A 19121-nucleotide genomic window follows, 5' to 3' on the forward strand; every position below is an offset into this window, starting at 1 on the left:
GAAGAAGCTATTGACTAACTCACGCCACAAATATAATATTGATCGAATGGGGAGTGAAGTATATGCCCACCCGACGACCTATCCTATCAACTGTGGTATCAACCACAGTAGCCGGCCTTTCTGGATGTATCTCATCAATTTATTCTAGTAGCCAGTCCGTTCTCAGTTGTATTGAGATAGCTAGTGCAGATACCCAGTCTCATACTATTCATGTGCGTGTTGATTACGAAAACGAAGAAATATTTTCTAATTCATACGACATCGAGAATCGCAATGAATCAGGACCACTCCAGCATCAATGGATCGATCAAGATTGGCCGGATGAGCCGGGACATTTCCGCGTTCACATGCGTATGGACGGCGATTCAGAGGGGACGACGGTTGACTCTAAAGAAGTATCCGACGAATATGCCCTCCAAGTCGCCTATTGGATTGGGAGGGACGGCTCAGGAATACCGTACTGGGAAACAATTGACTCCGAGAGCTATGAAGAAGATCGTAAAGAATCAATTATAATATGATTCTAGATCTTATGTCGATGGTGTAGACGATTTCGTGCTGGTGGTCGAATATCCTGAGGCATTCGGCGGACTCGACCAGTTCCGGTAGCGGACTCTGTCGACCTTTTGCCGGGCGACCGAGCGACGCGAGGGAGCGGAGCGCAAACGGTCGGCCGCAATCGGTAAACGGACGCGAGCAAACGACCCCGTATGGAACGGATGCCGCTCGGCGTCTCACGGCTCGATCGGATGATCGGCGGCGGCGCGCCGGCCGGCAGCGTCGTCCTGCTGGCCGGAGAGTCCGGTGCCGGCGCACAGGAGTTCTGCTACACCAGCGCCGTAATGAACGGGCTCGTCGAGGCCGACCCCGATCTCTTCGACCTCTACTACGGCGACCTCGAGCCGGACGTAACCCTCCCCGAGGCCATCCACTACGTCTCCTTTACCGACGAACCGAACGCCGTCGTCGACGAGATGGCGTTCGTCATGGACGACGACCTCGTCGACGCGGGGATGGACGACGTCCGGTTCGTCGAACTCGCCGAGGAGTACTTCCAGCTGACGCCGGTGCCAACCGACTGGTACGCCGACGGGATGGCCGACATCACCGAACTCGGCAGCCACAACGAGCGCACCGACGTCCTCGAGGCGCTCGGCGAGTACCTGACCGATCACGCGACGGACAACCTCGTCGTGATCGACTCGATCACCGATCTGGTGGCGGCGGCCGACGACCGGCTGGGCTGGTCGGACCTGACCGTCCTGCTGAAGGGACTCAAACGCGCCTCGCATCGCTGGGGCGGGGTCATCCTCCTGCTGGTCAACTCGGAACTGCTCGGGTCGACGGAACTCGGCCGGCTCAAGGAGGCCACAGACGGCACGCTGTTGTTCGAGTGGGAAAGCGGCGGCTCCGAGCGCGCCCGGACCCTCGTCGTCGAGCAGTTCCGGGGCGTCCTCTCCCGGCTCGAGGACGAGGACATCGTCCGCTTCGAGACGGAGATCCACGACGGCGGCTTCGACATCAGCAACGTCCGCAAGATCAGGTGAGGCGGCGCGGCTCACCCCTCGAGTTCGGACCAATCCTTATACGCCCGATATCCCAAATACGGATAGATGTCCAGCCGGAACCACGACGACCGCGCCGTCTCCTTTGCCGTCCCCGACGAGGCCGACGAGTGGCTGGCCGACGAAGCCGCCCGGCGCGGCGAGAGCCGCGACGAGATCTGTCGGCGGCTGGTGACCGCCGCGGCCGCGGTCGCGACCGACGACGACCTCGAACTGGCCGACCGCGACGAACTCGCCGCCGTCCGCGGGCAGCTCGCGACCCACCGCGAGGAGTTCGAGGCCCACCTCGACGACGTCCGCGAGCGAGTCATCCAGGTCAAACGCGAGGCCGACGCCAAGGCCCCGGCCGATCACGACCACGCCGGCTACCCGACGGACGGCGACCTCGCGGCCGTCCGGGCGGACCTCGAGACGCTCGGGGAGACCGTCGACCGCGGCTTCGAGAACTTCGAGACCGTCCTCGAGGACCTCCTCGGGGACGTCGACGACCTAGCTGAGCGGTCGACTCTGCTGGCCGCGGCGGTGGTCGACCTCCGGGAGCGCGACGACGACCGAGCCGACCGACGCCGTCGCCGAGCTGTGACCGACGACCTCAAACTGGCGGCCAACCGACTGGGCGTGCGCGCGGCGACCTGCGAGGACTGCGGCTCGAGCGTCGATATCGCGTTGCTGACCGCCCCGGAGTGTCCCCACTGTGGGAACGCCGTCACCGACGTCGCCGAGCGGGCGTCGATCTTCGGCTCGCATCGGCTCCTGACCGGCGACCCGCCGGCGCTCGAGGGCTCGTCCGCGGAGTCGGGCGGACCTGATTCGGACGCGCTACGCGGGATCGCCGACGAAGACGCGAAGTCAACGGTCGAACTGACCGACTCGAGGGCGGAGACGTTCGACGACGACAGCGATTCCGACACCGGCGGTGAGTCCGATGACTGACGATACCCGAGGCGATGACGACGAGATCGAGTTCGAAGAGGCCGACGGTCCCGAATCGGACGACAGCGCCGACCCCCTCGGTGACCTCGCCTCGGCCGTCGCGGAGTCGGCCGGCGACGAACCGGACGCGGAGACGGCCGCGTTCGACGACCTGTTCGATCGACAGGACACCGCCGAGATCGACGCCGACCGGCTCTGGGCGGAACTCGAGGGCGACGACCTGCCGGCGTCGACGGACGCCAGCGAGGTCCGCGAGGTCGACAAGCGAGCCTACTGTCAGGGCTGTGACTACCTCGCCGAGCCGCCCGACGTCGCCTGCACCCACGCCGACGCCGAGATTCTGGCGGTGCCGACGATCGAAACGGTGCGGGTCGCGGACTGTCCGTTCGTCCTCGCGGACGAGGCCGACGACCGGGAGCGGTGACTCGCCGATCTCGAGTGTTTTTGCCGCTCGGGCACGTACCGGTCGGGTATGCAATTTTGCGACGACTGCGGCTCGATGATGAAAGCGCAGGGCGATCGCATGGTCTGTACGAACGACGACTGCGGGGCCTCGAGCGAGCGCGACCGCGAGCAGGAAGACGCCTTCGTCACGACGGAGTCCCAGACCGACGACGACGTGATCGAGTCCGACGAGAACGCCAACTTCGAGGGGAAGCCGAAGGCGAACGACGTGATCTGTGACGAGTGTGGTGCCGAGGAGGCGTGGTACACGCTCAAACAGACCGCGTCGGCCGACGAGCCGCCGACGCGGTTTTTCAAGTGTACCGAGTGCGGGAATCGGTGGCGGGAGTACAACTGACTACGCTGCCGGGTCCGTTCGACGTTTCCAGCCGGATCGTTGTGACAATAGACACCAATGGGCAAGGAATAAGCACCGGTTCCCCGTAGCGGGCGTATGGACGCGCTCGAGCGGCCGACGTTCGACTCCGAGGCCAGCCGGCGTCTCTACGAGTACGTCGAGCGACACGGGACCGTCGAACGGCACAAACTGCGCGAGATCGTCACCCTCCCGGCCGAGGAGTTCCAGACCCGCCTCGAGAAGCTGAAGACGGACGGCTATCTCGCAGAGGACGGCGGGACCCTCCGGCTCGCGCTCGAGTTCGGGGCCGTCGAGAAACACGCGCTGGACGAGTTCACCGTCACCGTCCGACCCGCCAGACAGGACGACTTCGACGGGCTCGTCGAGACGATCAGGGACGTCACGGCCGAGGAGACCTACGTCGTCGCCGAGACGGTCGCCGAGCAACTGCTCTACGACGACACCGTCACCAGACACAACGCGGTCGAGACCCGCCAGTTCTTCGTCGCGACCGTCGACGGCGACGTGGTCGGCTGGACCCACCTCGACCTCCGTCGGGTCGAACCGGTCCGGGAGGTCGCCCAGCAGACCGTCGGCGTCCGCGAGGCCTACCGGGGTCACGGGATCGGGAGTACGCTCCTGCAACGCGGGATCGAGTGGGCCGAGGCCAACGGCTACCGGAAGCTCTACAACAGCGTTCCCGTGGTCAACGACACCGCGCTCGAGTTCCTGACCGTCCACGGCTGGGACACCGAGGCGATCCGCAAGGACCACTACACGATCGACGGCGAGTACGTCGACGAGGTGATGATGGCCTACGAGCTGTAGCGGCGGCGATCCGGGCGGACCGCGGCCGCCGACGGCGGACGCAACGTTCACGTCGATCCGGACGAATCGACCGGTAGACGAATGTCCGACGGGCCGCGGCTGCCGGGCGTCGAACGCCAGGTCGACGAGGACCGCATCGTCTGTCACGTCGACGCCGACTGCTTCTACGCCTCCTGCGAGCGGCTGCGCGAGCCCGAACTCCGGGGCGAACCCGTCGTCGTCGGCATGGGGTACGAACCCGGCGAGACCGTCGGGGCCGTCGCCACCGCCAGCTACGAGGCCCGCGAGTTCGGCGTCGAGAGCGCCCAGGCGATTTCGACGGCCCTCGAGCGACTGCCCAGGCGCGCGGCGTACGAGGCCGGCGATCTCGACGGGGCGACGGACCGCGGGGAGACCGGCCACTACCGCCCCGTCGACATGGACTACTACGAGTCGGTCGCGGCCGACGTCCGGGAAATCCTTCACGACTGCGCCGACGTGGTCCGGGAGGTCAGCATCGACGAGGCCTACCTCGACGTAACCGAGCGCACGGCGTGGGAGGTCGCCGACGGCTTCGCCCGGCACATCAAAGACCGCATCCGACGGGAAGTCGGTGTGGCCGTCAGCGTCGGCGTCGCGCCGACGATGAGTACGGCCAAGATCGCCAGCGACTTCGACAAGCCCGACGGGCTCACCGTCGTCCGGCCCGACGAGATCCGGGACTTCCTCGCCCCGCTCGAGGTCGACCTGCTGCACGGCGTCGGCCCGGTGACCGCCCGCGAGCTTCGGGAGATGGGCCTCGAGACGGCCGGCGACGTGGCGGCGACCGACCCGGAGCCGCTGGTCGAGCGGTTCGGCGAGCGCGGCCGAGAACTGTACGACCGCGCGCGCGGCGACGACGACCGCCGCGTCGAGCCAAAGGGCGACCCCAAGAGCTTCTCTCGGGAGTCGGCCTTCGCCGAGGCCGTCGCCGAGCCCGAGCCGAAGTACGACCAGATCGAGACGCTCGCGGCGGCCGTCGCCGACCGCGCTCGCCGGGAGGGCGCGCTCTACCGGACCATCGGCGTCAAGGCGGTTACGCCGCCGTACGACGTCAATACGCGCGAGCGGTCCCTGCCCGGCCCCGTCGACGACCCCGAACTGGTCGACCGCGTGGCGCGCGACCTCTTCGCCGAGTTCGAGCGCGAGCCCGTCCGCAAGGTCGGCGTCCGCGTCGCCAACCTCGAGTTCGCGGCCGCCGACCAGGCCAGCCTCGAGAGTTGGGAGGGAGACGGGGGCGGTCCCGACGGGCGGTCGAACCCCGAGTCAGCCGACGACGAAGCCGCCGACGCGACCGACGACGAGCCGGACCCGGGAACGCTCGGCGGCGATCGCTCGAGCGGGCAGTCGTCGCTCGCGGACTTCTCGTGACCACCCGTCCGTGTCCGCTCCGACCGGCGGCGGCCACAACGCACTCGACGCTCGAGACCGAGCTTCCGCCCGGATCGGCAAGAACATTGAAACTATAACCCCTCCCCCACAACTCGGGGACAGACCATCCCGCCCGACGCTCATATGACAGAGGACTTCTACGATCTACTCGAGGTCTCGCCCGACGCCGATCAGGACGAGATCAAAGACGCCTACCGCGAACAGGTCCGTGTCTATCATCCCGACGTGAACGACGACGATCGCGCACAGGCGCAGTTCACCGCCGTCAAAACCGCCTACGACATCCTCGGCGATCCCGTCGAGCGACAGGCCTACGACCGACTCGGTCACGAGGACTACGTCGCCAAACGGACCAGCGGCCTTCCTTCCCCCGACGTCTGGCAGAGCGACGACGGTGACGACGGCGACGACGGCGGAACGGAGGTGAGCTACTCGGAATCGGAGACGGCCTCCGCGTCGGCATCGGCCGCCGGAGCGTCGGCGGCCGGCGCCGCGGGCAGCGACTCGAGGCACTCGAGTCGCGGCTCGGCGTCGACTTCGACTTCGAGCGCCGGTGCGAGCGCGACCGGCTCGGCCGCCGGAACCGGTGGCACTGGCTCGAGTACGGGCACGTCGGCGGCCGGCGCGACCGCCGACGCCTCGAGCGCGACCGCAACCGAGACCGCGACGGGGACCGGCGGCGGGACGGGGTCGGGAACGAGCGACCGGACCGGCGGGTCGAGCGACACCGCCGGCGGTGCCGACCGATCACGGACGACCGACGCCGACGGCGCGTCGACGGCCAATCCGATCGCCCGCTGGTGGCGGCGACGGAACGTCTCGCTGCCGCTGCTGTGGCTGTCGGTGGTCGTCTACGTCGCCGGCCTCGTCCAGTTCGGACTCGCGAACGAGGGCGCGCTCCGCTCGCTCCGGGCCGAACTGGCCGGGATCGGTGCCGACCCGCAGGGGCTCTGGACCGCACTCTCGGCCGACCGCGGGGGCGTCGAGACGACCGTCGCGTTCATGCGCGGGCTCGAGGTCGTGACCCCGCCCCTCGAGCGGCCGCTGTGGTACGGCGCGCTGGCGGGCGTCGTCGCCGTCGCGTTCCTCGGTCTGCTCGTCTCGCGGATCGTCCGCCGGGAGGAGACCTGGGGACCGGTGACGATCGACGAGACGATCGTCGTCGCGCTGTCGGTGGCGGTGCCGACGACGCTGGTCGGCGGCCCGCTGCTCGCCGGCGCGGTCCTCATGCCGCTGCTGTTCGGCGTCGTCGTTCGGCACACGCGGCGCGGCCCGGGCTGGACGCCGTCGTATCTCTACGTCCTTCCCGTCCTCGCGCCGCTCGCGGCCATCGGCGCGGCGGCGGCGGGCGTTGCCAGCCTCCCGATCGACATCGCGGCGGTCGTCGTCCTGCCGTTGCTCGGCGGGCTGGGGCTGCCGTTGCGGGCGACGATCAGGAAACGGTTCGGGCGCTGATCGCCCGCCGAACCGTCGGCAACCCGCTTTTCGCTCGACGGACTGCTACGCTACCGAACCGTTGAAATGCAGCAGATGCCAAACGTCCGCATGGCCAAATACTCGACCGGTTCGTCCGGCGGTGGCGGCGGGACGAACTGCGAACTCTGTGGTACCGAGAGCGACTCGCTGACGCTCGCGTCGGTCGCCGGCGCCGAACTCGAGGTCTGCCCGGACTGTGCGCCACACGACGATTCGACGGCCCACGGCGACAGGGACCGACGCCGGAGCGAGCAGGACGCCGCGTCGAACGACGAACCCAGCCGCAGGCAGAGGGCGGCCCAGAACGTCGCGAAGGCCAACCCGGTGTGGGACGGCGACTCCGAACACTGGGAGAGCGAGGGCACCAACTACGACGACGACCCCCTGCCCTACCTCGTCTCGGACTACGGCGAGGCCCTCGTCGAGGCCCGACGGGAGGCCGGCCTCCAGCGTGAGGAACTCGCCGAGGAACTCGGCGCGCCCGAGAAAGACGTCCTCGCGGTCGAACAGGGGCGGGCGGCTCAGGCCGGCGTCGGCGGCGGGCTGATCGAGGCCCTCGAGGAGCGACTGGACGTAACGCTGGCGGAGTGAGCGACCGGTAGTTTTCGGGTCGGGCGACGGTCTCGGCGAGCAGACTTTTAGTGACCGAGGACCGACTGCAACCGATGACCGGGCAACGGGCGGCGGCGGAGCCGTACGCGACGCGGTTCGAGACCGAGGTGACGTCGATCGACGGGCGGCGAGTCTGGCTCGAGCGCAGTCACTTCTTCGGGGCGAGCGCCGGCCAGCCGGCCGACCGCGGGACGGTCAGCGATATCGAAGTCACCGACGTGGAGCTGGTCGACGGCGAGCAGGTCCACGTGCTGGCGGCAGAGCCGTCGTTTTCGGTCGGCCACCGCGTCCTCTGTTCGGTCGACTGGTCCTTCCGAATGTACTGCATGCGGGCCCACACCGCCAGTCACGTCCTGCTCGGGGTCGCCGACCGGTCGCTCGAGGGCGCGTCGTACGCCGGCCTCGAGATCGGCCCCGAGACGGTCCGGGTCGACCTCGAGACGACGGCGACGGTCGACGACGAGCGCCTGCTCGAACTCGACGAGGCGGTCAACCGCGTGGTCTGGGAGTCCCGACCGGTGTCGTGGGACGACGAGCCGGTGTCGGCGGTCCGCGAGCGCGACGCCGTCGTCTTCGACGACCACGCCGACGACGCCGCCGTGGAGAAAGGGCGCGTCCGAACCGTCTCGATCGAGGACGAGAAGGACCGCCAGCGAACGGGTCGATTCACCGCGACGACCGGCTCTCCGGAGCCGTGGGACGCGCGGGCCTGCGGCGGCACCCACGTCCGCAACACCCGCGAAATCGGCCCCGTTACGATACTGGGGGCCTCGAGCCCCGGCGAGGACGTGACCCGGATCGAACTCGCCGTCGGACCGGCGGCGATCGAACGGCGAACGGCCGAGAAGCGGGCCGCATTCGCCGCGATGGAGACGACCGACGCCGCCCTCGAGGACGTGCCCGACGATCTCGAGGGCCCGTGACCGCCGCGGTTTCGGCCCCGGGCCCCCTGCGACGGTCGAGTCGACCCGCCGACGGCAGGTGACAGCTATTACTACCGTGCGAGTGAACGTCCGTCCATGGGAGTCGATTACTCGAGGCTGCACGACCCGAACGCCGAGTACACGATGCGGGACCTCTCGGCGGAGACGATGGGGGTCACGCGCGAGCGCGGCGGCGGCCGGGACGTCGAGATCACCGACGTCCAGACGACGATGGTCGACGGCAACTTCCCGTGGACGCTGGTCCGAATCTACACGGACGCGGGGATCGTCGGCACCGGCGAGGCCTACTGGGGGGCCGGCGCGCCGGAACTGATCGAGCGGATGAAACCCTTCCTGCAGGGGGAGAACCCGTTAGACATCGACCGGCTGACCGAACACCTCGTCCAGAAGATGTCCGGCGAGGGCTCGATCGGCGGCGTCACGGTGACGGCGATTTCGGGCATCGAGGTCGCCCTGCACGACCTGGCCGGGAAGATCCTCGAGGTGCCGGCCTACCAGCTCCTCGGTGGCAAGTACCGCGACGAAGTGCGGGTCTACTGTGACTGTCACACCGAAGCGGAGGCCGACCCGATCGCCTGCGCGGACGAGGCCGAACGCGTCGTCGAGGAACTGGGCTACGACGCCCTGAAGTTCGACCTCGACGTGCCCAGCGGCCACGAGAAGGACCGCGCGAACCGCCACCTCCGCGAACCGGAGATCGAACACAAGGCCTCGATCGTCGAGGCGGTCACCGAGCGCGTGGGCTCGCGCGCCGACGTGGCCTTCGACTGTCACTGGAGCTTCTCGGCCGGTAGCGCCAAGCGACTCGCGAAGCGCCTCGAGGAGTACGACGTCTGGTGGCTCGAGGACCCCGTGCCGCCGGAGAACCACGACGTTCAGCGCGAAGTCACGCAGTCGACGACGACGCCGATCACCGTCGGCGAGAACGTCTACCGGAACCACGGTCAGCGCCGCCTGCTCGAGGAACAGGCCGTCGACATCATCGCGCCCGATATGCCGAAGGTCGGCGGGATGCGCGAGACGCGCAAGATAGCGGATCTCGCGGACATGTACTACGTCCCGGTCGCGATGCACAACGTCGCCTCGCCGGTCGCGACGGTCGCCAGCGCCCACGTCGGCGCGGCGATTTCGAACGCCCTGGCCGTCGAGTACCACTCCTACGAACTCGGCTGGTGGGCGGATCTGATCGAGGAGACAGTTATCGAGGACGGTTCGATCGAGATTCCCGAGGAGCCCGGACTGGGCGTCACGCTCGATATGGACGCCGTCGCGGAGCATCTGGTCGACGGCGAGGAACTCTTCGACGAGGCGTAAGTTCGCCGATCGCCGCCCCGACGGCTGCTCCTGCCGGCTTCCGTTTTATATCGTTCGTCGGGGTGGCTACCCGCGTGTCATCGAACGAACGGACGCGACGGCGGTTCGTACGGGCGGTCGGAACGATCGGTACCGCCACGGTACTGGGCCTCGGCGGGACGGGAACCGGCGCTGCACAGGACGACGGCGACTCGAGCGCGTCGGGCGACGGCCCCGATGTCGACAGCGAGTATGCGGCGGTGTACGAGGAGTCGATCGACTCCGTCGTGCTGGTGTCCATCGCCGGGACCGGCGGTCCTGGCGGCGGGCGAGGCGGTCTCGGCACCGGGTTCGTCCTCGAGAACGGATCCGTCCTGACGAACAACCACGTCGTCGAGACCGCCGCCGAGGGCGGGATCGAACTCCAATTCAACGACGGCGAGTGGCGGACGGCCTCAGTCGTCGGTACCGACGTCTACAGCGATCTCGCCGTCCTCGAGGCCGAGGACCTGCCCGGGATCGCCGACGGTCTCTCGCTCGCCGACGCGGAGCCGGTGATCGGCCAGGAGGTTCTCGCGATCGGCAATCCGCTGGGGCTCGACGCCTCCGTCTCGCAGGGGATCGTCAGCGGACTCGATCGGGCGCTCCCCAGTCCGACCGGGTTCTCGATCCCGGCCGCGATCCAGACCGACGCGCCGATCAACCCCGGCAACAGCGGCGGGCCGCTGGTGAGTCTCGACAACGAGGTGCTTGGAGTCGTTTTCGCCGGAGTCGGCCAGACCATCGGCTTCGCGATCACTGCGCAACTGGCGAACCGGGTCGTCCCCGCCCTCATCGAGGACGGTGACTACGAACATCCCTACATGGGCGTGGGCGTCCGACCGGTCGGCCCGAGCATCGCCGACGAGATCGGTCTCGAGGACGCGACCGGCGTGCTGGTCGCCGAAGTGGTTCCGAACTCTCCCGCGGACGGCGTCCTCGAGCCGGCGACAACGGGACGGCCCGAGACCGGCGACGTGATCGTCGCTATCGAGGGGACGCCGATCCCCACGCAGGACCAACTCTCCTCGTCTCTTGCGCTCGAGGCGTCGCCGGACGAGACGGTCGACGTCGAGATCGTTCGCGACGGCGAGCGGAGGACCGTCGAACTGACGCTCGGCACCCGCCCGGAGCCGGACCGACCGCGACTCCCGATACCCGGCGGTCCGGGTCCGGGCGAACGACCATCAGGGCCCCGTCCCTGATCCGTCGGCGCTCTCGCGGTCACAAACGTCGGGTTCGAATCCAGTCACTCCCGTTTCCGGACCCGTCCCGTCGCGATCGGCGACTCGTCCGACCTCATTCCTCCTCGGCCTCGCCTTCCGCCTCCTCGAGGGTCTCTGCGTCCTCGCGGGGTGCGTTCTGCGTCCCGAGGGCACCGTCGCCGTCGTCGACTTCGTCGGGATCGCGGTCGATCCGCTCGAGTTCGTCTTCGATCTCGGCTTCTCGTTCGGCCTCGTACTCGTCGGTTCTGTCGGTGTCGTCTTCGGCCATGCGGAGGCGCTTGGTGGTCGAACGGGTTGGACGCGGGGCCGTCGACTGCAACGTCGATGGCGGCCTCGAGTCGGCCCGCCGAGCGGGGTCGATCGTGGCAACCCTTCGGCTGACACGAAAGACAGATAAAAGACCCCGCGCTGTGAATAGACAGATATGGACGTTCCCTACGACCTCACCTCGTACGTTCGGGTGTTGAAAATGGCGACGACACCCACGACCGAGGAGTTCCTCCAAGTGTCGAAGATCGCCGGTGCGGGGATCTTCCTGGTCGGCCTCGTCGGCTTCATCATCGGCGCGATCATGCTGTTCATCTCGGGCGGTGGTGGCATCTAATGGGGATCTACGCTGTCAAAACGACGGCGAGTCAAGAACGAACCGTCGCCGACATGATCATCAACCGCGAGGAACCGGAGATCCACGCGGCGCTGGCCCCCGACTCGCTGACCTCCTACGTGATGGTCGAAGCCGAGGGCGACGCCGTCCTCAACCGCGTCCTCGAGGACATTCCCCACGCCCGCAGCATCGTCCCCGGCGAGTCAGACATTTCGGAAGTCGAACATTTCCTCTCGCCGAAGCCGGACGTCGAGGGGATCGCCGAGGGCGACATCGTCGAACTCATCGCCGGTCCGTTCAAGGGCGAGAAGGCACAGGTTCAGCGCATCGACGAGGGCAAGGATCAGGTGACCGTCGAACTGTACGAGGCGACGGTTCCGATTCCGGTGACGGTTCGGGGCGACCAGATTCGCGTGCTGGATTCCGACGAGCGGTAGCGAGTCGGTTCGCTCGACGCGAGCGCTGGAGGGTCTCGGAACGCGAACGGGGAGGAACGACCCGCGTGCAGCGAGCATCGAGGGGTTTCATGCTACATTTTGCGAGGCGCGGTAACGACGGACGCGGCTGTCCACGGACATCCGACATCGCGACAAAACCGGGCGAGCGGTATCCGTCGTCAACCCAGCCGCGGGAGTTCAGCCGAAGCGAGCGCTCGAGACACCGGCGACGCCTTCGCCGCCTGGCTCGACGACTACACGAACCGAACCCGGACACGACGATCCGCACCCTCGGCCACTCGATGGGCGGGATCGTCCAGCTGGAGACGCTCGCGGCTGTCGGCGGTTCGTTCACGATCGCGACGGCCGACAGCATCGGCTCCGACGAGGCGGACGACGCTCCCTGTGAGAGCGGGGACTTCTCCGACGCCATCGAGTCCTCGGTCAGCGAGGTTCATAACTACTACTCGACCAACGACAGCATCGCCCGACTCGGGAGCGGCCCGGCCGACTGCGGCGGCTGGTTCTCCGACGGGGAGACGGCGAGCAACTACGCGGACGTCGACGTGAGCGACGCCGTTCCCGACCACACCTCCTACAAGGAGAGCTCCGGCTGCGTCTCGGCGATCATCGACAACTACTGACGGCGCTACGACGCGACTCGAGCGGACGACGAGCGAGGGGACGGCGGGACAGGGACGACCGCCTTGCTACCGCTTCAGTTCGGTCGCGATCGCTTTCATGTCCGCGACCGATTCGATCTCCTCGAGCAGTTCCTCGCGTTCCCGGACCGCTTCGGAGCTGGCGCCGTAGGCGCGGACGTACTCGGCGCGGCTATGTTCGGTGAAGGCGTGTCGGATCGCGAGGTAGCCGTCGGGGACGACGGTGCCACAGACCTTACACTCGCGGCGCTGGTGTTCCGTCGCCTGATGGACGACGGCCGACTCGACGTCTTCGAAGACCGATCCACAGCCGTCGATTCCGCATTCCCAGGCCATTCGATACCGGAACTCGCACGGCCGCCCTAATCATCCTTTCGCAGCCGAGCCCATCGGTCGGAAGACACGTGTCCGAGCGGCCGCCGAATCAGAATTCATAACTCGGCTGTCCCGAAAGTGGGGGGCGTGATCGAGGAGTGACGTACCGAGTCGACCCCCACGTGAAGGTGCTGACCGATCGCGTCGTCGAGCGGGCGAAGCAGGCCGACCTCGATGCGATCGTCTACGCACCGCATTTCACCCGGCTTCCGGAGATCCGCGAGCGGGCGGCGGCCTACTCCGACGACGACCTGCTGGTGATCCCCGCCCGCGAGGTGTTCACCGGGACGTGGCGGAACCGCAAACACGCCCTCGCGTTGGGCCTCGAGGAACCGGTTCCCGATTTCATCCCGCTCGAGACGGCGATGGCCGAGTTCGAGCGCCAGGGGGCGACGGTCCTCGTCCCGCATCCGGAGTTCGCGAACGTGAGCCTCGCCGAGTCGGATCTGCGCCGGTACGCCGACGTGATCGACGCCGTCGAAATATTCAACTCGCGGCACTTCCCGTGGGACAACCGACGCGCCCGGGACCTCGCTGACTCCCTCTCGCTGCCGCCTTTCACGTCGTCGTACGCGCACCTCCCGCGGTCCGTCGGGGTCGCTCACACCGCCCTCGAGGCCGCCATCGAGACGGAAGCCGACCTCCTCGAGGCGTTCGAGGACGGGGTCGCCCGCCGCGTGATCTACGACAATGGGCCGTATCGCTGGTCGACGACCGCCTCGGAACTCGGCCACCTCGTCTACGAGAACACCTGGAAGAAGGTCGACCGACTCTTCCTCTCGGGGACCGAACCGACCCATCCACAGCACATCGCCTACGACGGGCGGTTCGACGACGTCGCCGTCTATTAGTACCGCTCGGGCCGCGTGGCCTCCGCCACCGACGCTCGACCGGTGGTTTGACGTGTGGGCGTGTGCCAGTATTTCTCACGATGTCCTCGAGGTCCCGTTCCACCGCGCCGTCGTCCACTTCGGAAACCGACACCGCCGTCGACGGGGAGGACCGACGGTGAGGGACTTCTCGAACCACGCCACGGAGCGACCCGAAGGACAGGACGTCGAGATCACCGACATCGAGTCGGCGGTCGTCGACGGGAACTTCGAGTGGAACCTCGTGAAGGTCCACACGGACGCGGGCGTGACGGGGATCGGCGAGGCCTACCGCGGGGGCGGCGTCCCGGAGCTGATCGAGTACGCGAACCGGTTTCTGGTCGGCGAGAACCCATTGGACGTCGAGCGACTGTTCCGGCGCATCGTGCAGGAGACGTCGGGCCACGGCGGGACGACGGGCAAAGTCGTCACCGCAGCCTCGGGCATCGAGATCGCGCTCTGGGACGCCGCCGGGAAAATCCTGGACCTGCCGGTCTACCAGTTGCTGGGCTCGCGCTACCGCGACCGGATTCGAATCTACTGCGACTGCCACGCTGGCGAGGCCTACGCGGTCGGCGACAGCGGGTTCACCGAGTACGCCGACGCGGCGGCCTACTCCCCCGAGGCCTACGCCGCCGAGGCCGAACGCGTCGTCGACATGGGCTTCGACGCGATCAAGTTCGACCTCGACATGGAACGGGACAACGAGCCCGATCCCTACAACGGCCGACTCACCAACGCCGCGATCGACCACAAAGTCTCGGTCGTCGAGGCCGTCCGCGACGCCGTCGGGCGCGAGGTCGACCTCGCCTTCGACTGCCACTGGGACTACACCGTCGAGAGTGCAACTCGGCTCGCCCGCACACTCGAACCCTACGACCTCATGTGGCTCGAGGACCTCGTCCCGCCGGAGGAGACCGACGCCCAGCGGGAGGTCGCCCGGCGGACCGCGACGCCGCTCGCGACGGGCGAGAACCGGTTCCGCATCCACGAACTGAGCGACCTGCTCGACGAGTACGCGGTCGACGTGATCACGCCCGATCCGACCACCTGCGGCGGCCTCGCCGAGTCGAAACGGATCGCCGAACGCGCCGAGGAACGGTACATCCCGTTCTCGCCGCACAACGTCTGTAGCCCCGTCGGCACGATGGCCTGCGTCCACCTCTGTGCCGCCGTCCCCAACGCCGACGTGCTGGAATATCACGCCCTCGAGGTGGACTGGTGGGACGATCTGCTCGCACGCGAGGGGCCGCTCATCGAGGGCGGCTACATCGACGTGCCGACCGAGCCGGGGCTGGGGATCGAACTGGACGAGGGCGTTCTCGAGGCGCATCTGCTGCCCGGGACCGACGGCTTCGACTGAGCGACGCGCAACTACTAGTTATTGTAGTAGGTGGTGCTGAATTTTTCAGCTAGGATGGGTGAAAAACTTTGTAGGCTATAACCTGGATTACGTCCACGACAATCCGGATACGATCGTCAGTGACCACACCGAAGAGTCCTGAGGCGTGAACAGCGCGCCGGCGCTTCCGAAATGGCCTGTTCGAGGGGTGGTCCCCCCACCCCGCCAAGTTAATACAGATGGCCTACACATGTTTAACATGACATCAACACTACTCGTCTTAATCGGCTGTTTCGTTTCTGGATGGATCGCAGGCGCACTTTCCGTCCCCTGCTATCAGTTCGGGTACAGAAAGGGGCGAAAATACCAGATCGCACCGGCGCGAATCGATACGAAGGGCCGTTGAGAATAACTGCAAATACCTATCCAGCAAATTCCCCCATAGATCATGTCCAACAAATAGCATTATGTGTCTGGGATTCGAAATTCGTGTTGCATGCCCTCTCAAAGGACAGTCGGCGCTGCGCCGTTGATCACGGGAATATTGCTCGCCTTCCAGTCGGCCGGCACGCTAGTCCAAAGCGGACTTGCGCTGTGGTCGGTCCTCGGTCTCGTTGGTGGTTGTGCTGCCATCGTCATCGGTCTCGGAACGCTGCGTGGATGGGACGCGTTCGAACGGGAGACGATCGGGAACGATCGGCCTTCGGTGGCCGTTCTCGGACTCGCCGCCGCCGCGTTCTTCGCCGGTGTAGCGATCGCCATCGCGTAATCCGACCGCGAACGAGATCCCCCGTATTCTCGAGACGGACACCGTGTTCGCATCGAGTTGCAGGCGATCGAGACCGATACTATATAGCCGCTGCAACGATTCACACACTGATCGCAGCGCCGTCATGCGATCAGATGTGCAATGACTTTCAGTGGCTACTATAGTGCGCTGGGACGCACGCACACGTAGTTGACTCCGTTCCGAACGGCGAACCCGTACTACTGCGTCCCGTCGGCGTCGCGGACTCGAGCGAGCGTCGCTTCGACCCGGTCCCAGTGGCTCCCCCGCCAGAAGTGCTGCCCGCAGTCCCGACAGATCCACGTCTCGACTGCCGTCGGATCGGGCGCGTACTCCGGCGTCGACGCGGTCGGATCGACCGACTCGAGCGGGCCGTTACACCGCCCGCAGAAGCGGGGGCCGTCGGCCAGCGTGAGATCGACGCCCGCCGCGTCGAGTTCCGCGAGTTGGGCCTCGACGTCGCGGGCCTCGAGGATGACCGACTCGTCGGCGCGGGCCGCCACGTCGACGTCTCGCGTGACGACGGTTCGGTCCTCCTCGCTGGCGACGGCGAGGAGGTCGTCGTCGGCCTCGAGCCCGCGGTCACCCGCGTAGACGGTGTCGTGGTTACACATCCGCAGATAGGACCGGAGTCCGCCGCACATGAGATCGAGGAGGAGTCGCATGGTGTAGCGGGGACGTGTCAGTGGAGGAACTGCCGTAACGCGGCGAGCTCCCAGGTGTTGATCACGTCCGCGGGCTCGGCCCAGCCCCGCCGCGCGGTGTGGACGCCCCAGCGCACGTACTCGAGCGTCGCGGGCCGATGGGCGTCGGTGTTGACGGCGATCACCGCGCCCTCGTCTATGGCGGCCTGAACGGCGCTGCCCCAGAGGTCGAGCCGCCGGGGATTGCTGTTGACCTCGAGGGCGGTGTCGTGGTCGGCGGCGGCCGCCCCGAGCGCGGTCGCGTCGAACTCGAGGCCGGAGCGCTCGTTGAGCAGGCGGCCGCTTGGGTGGCCCAACACGTCGATCGCCGGGTTCTCGACGGCGCGGACGAGCCGCTCGGTCGCGGCCTCGGCGTCTTGGCTCAGGGCGCTGTGGGTCGAGGCGACGATCACGTCCAGCGCGTCGATCACGTCGTCGGAGAGGTCGATCTCGCCCGCGGCGTCGACGTTGGCCTCGATCCCCGCGAAGACCTCGATTTCGGCGTCGTCGCCGACCGCGCGGATTTCTTCGACCTGCTCGAGGATGTCGTCGTCGGCAAGCCCCATGTCGCCGACGACGCCCGGGCCCTCTGCGTGGTCGGCGATCCCGAAGTAGTCGTAGCCCCGATCAGCGGCGGCCTCGACCATCGCCTCGACCGAGGTGTTGCCGTCGGACCACTCGGTGTGGGTGTGCAGGTCGCCGCGGATATCGTCGCGCTCGAGCAAGGCCGGTAACTCCCCGGCCGCCGCGGCTTCGATCTCGCCGCGATCGGTCCGGAGTTCGGGCGGAATCCAGTCCAGCCCGAGCGCCTCGTACATCCCTTCCTCGGTATCGCCTGCGACGCGGTCACCGACGCGCTGGTCCACCTCGTGGTCTTCGACGTCGTTGTCGGACTCCGTCCGACTGCTCGAGGCGCTACGCGCCTCGCTGCTGACGTCGAAGGCCCCGTACTCGTTTAGCTTCATCCCGCGGTCGATCGCGTAGTTGCGCAGGGCGACGTTGTGGTCCTTGCTCCCGGTGAAGTACTGCAGCGCCGAGCCGAACTCCGCGGGGACGACGACCCGCAGGTCGACGCGGCTCTCGCCGACGCGGACGCTGGCCTTCTCGGGGCCGGATTCGATCTCGTCGTCGACGGAGTCCCACGCGAGCAAGCCCTCGACGACCGCCTCGCCGTCCGCGGTCGACGCGAGGACGTCCACGTCGCCGATCGTCTCGCGCCACCGGCGGATCGAGCCGGCGACCTCGCAGCGCTCGACCGCCTCGAGGCCCTCGAGGTACGCGAGGACGTCGTCGGCCAGCGGCCGGGCCTCCCCCAGGAGCTGGCGCTGGCCGACCGTTCGGGCGAACTCGAGGTTCTCGAGGATGTTCTGCTCGGTCTTCGGTCCGAACCCCTTGACTTCCTGCACCTCGCCGTCCTCGGCCGCTTCCTCGAGGTCGTCTAGCGTCTCGACCCCGAGTTCCCGATACAGCTTCCCCGCGGTCTTGGGGCCGACGCCCTCGATACGGGTGATGTCGGCGATGTCGATCGGCAGCTCGCCCCGCAGCTCCTCGAGTTCTTCGATCCCGCCGGTCTCGACGTACTCGCCGATCTTCGCCGAGATGGCGTCGCCGACGCCGTCGATGTTCTCGAGGACCTCGCGGTCGCCGGCCGCGACCCGGTCGGCGATCGGCGAGGGGTGGGCCCGGACGTTCTCGGCCGCCCGCCGGTAGGCGCGGGGCTTGTACTCGACGTCGTCGGCCTCGAGCAGGTCGGCGAACTCCTCGAGTCGGGCCGCGATCTCGGCGTTGGTCGTCATCGCCCCCTCCGCGACGCTCCGTCGTCCTCCCGCCCCAGCGCCTTCTTCAGGAAGGACATCCAGCGCTTGCGGTCCTGGGCCTGCTTGGCCTGCTGTTCGCGCTCGAGGTCCGTCGGGCCGAGGCTCTCGAGGGCGTTTAACGCCCGGTCGATGCCGATGATGCTCCCCGCGAGTTCCTCGCCCTCCTCGCGGCTGATCTCACCCTCTTCGATCCGCTCGAGTCGCTCGAGTCGCTCGCGTCGCAGATTCCGCTTGGCCTGCTCGACGCGGTCGCGTTCGCCGGCGGGCACCGTCTCGCGGCGCTTGATCTCGAAGACGAAGGTCCGGAGATCGATCTCCTCGCCCTGGACCGAGATCGTCTCGGGGATGTCCGCGCCGACGGTCGCGCCCTCGCGCTCGACGCGCTCGAGCAGTTGCTTGCGCTCGTACTCTTGCACG

The 19121-nt window shown here is 67.4% G+C and carries 23 protein-coding genes; 18 read left to right on the forward strand and 5 right to left on the reverse strand.

The features are described 5' to 3' along the window. The first annotated feature begins 92 nt into the window (after window positions 1-92). The 12 genes from A6E15_RS06990 to A6E15_RS07045 all read left to right on the forward strand — a co-directional run bounded on the left by A6E15_RS06990 (window position 93) and on the right by A6E15_RS07045 (window position 11107). A complete protein-coding gene (locus A6E15_RS06990; RefSeq protein ID WP_245800541.1) occupies window positions 93-521 on the forward strand; it encodes a hypothetical protein in 429 nt (142 codons plus the stop codon). A gap of 189 nt (window positions 522-710) precedes the next feature. Then, on the forward strand, window positions 711-1547 hold the full coding sequence (locus tag A6E15_RS06995) for an RAD55 family ATPase (protein ID WP_076145005.1): 837 nt from the start codon (window positions 711-713) through the stop codon (window positions 1545-1547). Window positions 1548-1613: 66 nt separating this feature from the next. Continuing rightward, window positions 1614-2498, forward strand: a complete 885-nt coding sequence (locus tag A6E15_RS07000) for a hypothetical protein (protein ID WP_076145007.1) — start codon at window positions 1614-1616, stop codon at window positions 2496-2498. After that, window positions 2491-2922, forward strand: a complete 432-nt coding sequence (locus tag A6E15_RS07005; RefSeq protein WP_076145009.1) for a hypothetical protein — start codon at window positions 2491-2493, stop codon at window positions 2920-2922. Before A6E15_RS07000 ends, A6E15_RS07005 begins: the two co-directional genes overlap by 8 nt. A gap of 48 nt (window positions 2923-2970) precedes the next feature. After that, on the forward strand, window positions 2971-3300 hold the full coding sequence (locus A6E15_RS07010) for a transcription factor S (protein ID WP_066301522.1): 330 nt from the start codon (window positions 2971-2973) through the stop codon (window positions 3298-3300). 96 nt (window positions 3301-3396) lie between these two features. Further along, on the forward strand, window positions 3397-4128 hold the full coding sequence (locus tag A6E15_RS07015) for a GNAT family N-acetyltransferase (RefSeq protein ID WP_076145011.1): 732 nt from the start codon (window positions 3397-3399) through the stop codon (window positions 4126-4128). 81 nt (window positions 4129-4209) lie between these two features. Beyond that, window positions 4210-5517, forward strand: coding sequence for a DNA polymerase IV (dinB, locus tag A6E15_RS07020; protein WP_076145013.1), 1308 nt, complete (start codon window positions 4210-4212; stop codon window positions 5515-5517). A gap of 144 nt (window positions 5518-5661) precedes the next feature. Continuing rightward, window positions 5662-6993 (forward strand): J domain-containing protein, encoded by a 1332-nt coding sequence (locus tag A6E15_RS07025; RefSeq protein ID WP_076145015.1) that lies wholly within the window; start codon window positions 5662-5664, stop codon window positions 6991-6993. A gap of 90 nt (window positions 6994-7083) precedes the next feature. After that, complete coding sequence (locus tag A6E15_RS07030; protein WP_076145017.1) at window positions 7084-7605, forward strand: helix-turn-helix domain-containing protein; 522 nt, start codon at window positions 7084-7086, stop codon at window positions 7603-7605. A 74-nt stretch (window positions 7606-7679) separates the two neighbouring features. Continuing rightward, window positions 7680-8549: an alanyl-tRNA editing protein gene (locus A6E15_RS07035; RefSeq protein ID WP_076145019.1), complete on the forward strand. Its 870-nt coding sequence runs from the start codon at window positions 7680-7682 to the stop codon at window positions 8547-8549. Window positions 8550-8645: 96 nt separating this feature from the next. Then, complete coding sequence (locus A6E15_RS07040) at window positions 8646-9884, forward strand: mandelate racemase/muconate lactonizing enzyme family protein (RefSeq protein ID WP_076145020.1); 1239 nt, start codon at window positions 8646-8648, stop codon at window positions 9882-9884. 47 nt (window positions 9885-9931) lie between these two features. Further along, window positions 9932-11107, forward strand: coding sequence for a S1C family serine protease (locus tag A6E15_RS07045; RefSeq protein ID WP_076148237.1), 1176 nt, complete (start codon window positions 9932-9934; stop codon window positions 11105-11107). Window positions 11108-11201: 94 nt separating this feature from the next. Here the strand turns inward: A6E15_RS07045 and A6E15_RS07050 are convergent, their stop codons facing one another. Continuing rightward, window positions 11202-11396 carry a hypothetical protein gene (locus tag A6E15_RS07050; RefSeq protein ID WP_076145022.1) on the reverse strand — a complete coding sequence of 65 codons (195 nt, stop codon included), beginning with the start codon at window positions 11394-11396 and terminating at the stop codon, window positions 11202-11204. A 156-nt stretch (window positions 11397-11552) separates the two neighbouring features. On the opposite strand from A6E15_RS07050, the gene A6E15_RS07055 reads away from it, so the two are divergent. The 3 genes from A6E15_RS07055 (at window position 11553) to A6E15_RS07065 (ending at window position 12813) form a co-directional block, all read left to right on the forward strand. Further along, window positions 11553-11732 (forward strand): protein translocase SEC61 complex subunit gamma, encoded by a 180-nt coding sequence (locus A6E15_RS07055; RefSeq protein WP_006180673.1) that lies wholly within the window; start codon window positions 11553-11555, stop codon window positions 11730-11732. Continuing rightward, entirely contained in the window at window positions 11732-12169 is a 438-nt protein-coding gene (locus tag A6E15_RS07060) for a transcription elongation factor Spt5 (RefSeq protein ID WP_076145024.1), read from the forward strand. Before A6E15_RS07055 ends, A6E15_RS07060 begins: the two co-directional genes overlap by 1 nt. A 302-nt stretch (window positions 12170-12471) precedes the next feature. After that, window positions 12472-12813: a hypothetical protein gene (locus A6E15_RS07065; RefSeq protein ID WP_245800542.1), complete on the forward strand. Its 342-nt coding sequence runs from the start codon at window positions 12472-12474 to the stop codon at window positions 12811-12813. A 66-nt stretch (window positions 12814-12879) separates the two neighbouring features. Here A6E15_RS07065 and A6E15_RS07070 read toward each other — a convergent pair whose 3' ends face one another. Beyond that, the gene (locus tag A6E15_RS07070; RefSeq protein WP_066301550.1) at window positions 12880-13167 is read right to left on the reverse strand and encodes a DUF7565 family protein; all 288 of its coding nucleotides are present in this window, start codon (window positions 13165-13167) and stop codon (window positions 12880-12882) included. 137 nt (window positions 13168-13304) lie between these two features. On the opposite strand from A6E15_RS07070, the gene A6E15_RS07075 reads away from it, so the two are divergent. From A6E15_RS07075 to A6E15_RS20845, 3 genes are all read left to right on the forward strand, one after another. Then, window positions 13305-14057, forward strand: coding sequence for a PHP-associated domain-containing protein (locus A6E15_RS07075; RefSeq protein WP_076145026.1), 753 nt, complete (start codon window positions 13305-13307; stop codon window positions 14055-14057). A 157-nt stretch (window positions 14058-14214) separates the two neighbouring features. Further along, window positions 14215-15438 (forward strand): mandelate racemase/muconate lactonizing enzyme family protein, encoded by a 1224-nt coding sequence (locus A6E15_RS07080; protein WP_076148239.1) that lies wholly within the window; start codon window positions 14215-14217, stop codon window positions 15436-15438. Between the two features lie 475 nt (window positions 15439-15913). Continuing rightward, complete coding sequence (locus A6E15_RS20845) at window positions 15914-16186, forward strand: hypothetical protein (protein WP_076145028.1); 273 nt, start codon at window positions 15914-15916, stop codon at window positions 16184-16186. A 218-nt stretch (window positions 16187-16404) separates the two neighbouring features. Here A6E15_RS20845 and A6E15_RS07090 read toward each other — a convergent pair whose 3' ends face one another. From A6E15_RS07090 to A6E15_RS07100, 3 genes are read right to left on the reverse strand one after another with little or no spacing between them, the layout of a single operon-like run. After that, on the reverse strand, window positions 16405-16869 hold the full coding sequence (locus tag A6E15_RS07090) for a Mut7-C RNAse domain-containing protein (RefSeq protein ID WP_076145030.1): 465 nt from the start codon (window positions 16867-16869) through the stop codon (window positions 16405-16407). Between the two features lie 17 nt (window positions 16870-16886). Next, the gene (gene polX, locus A6E15_RS07095) at window positions 16887-18683 is read right to left on the reverse strand and encodes a DNA polymerase/3'-5' exonuclease PolX (protein ID WP_076145032.1); all 1797 of its coding nucleotides are present in this window, start codon (window positions 18681-18683) and stop codon (window positions 16887-16889) included. After that, a complete protein-coding gene (locus A6E15_RS07100; protein ID WP_076145034.1) occupies window positions 18680-19120 on the reverse strand; it encodes a DUF5788 family protein in 441 nt (146 codons plus the stop codon). The genes polX and A6E15_RS07100 overlap by 4 nt, the downstream gene beginning before the upstream one ends. Between the last annotated feature and the right edge of the window lies 1 nt (window position 19121).

It is taken from the genome of Natrinema saccharevitans (assembly GCF_001953745.1).
GTDB lineage: Archaea > Halobacteriota > Halobacteria > Halobacteriales > Natrialbaceae > Natrinema > Natrinema saccharevitans.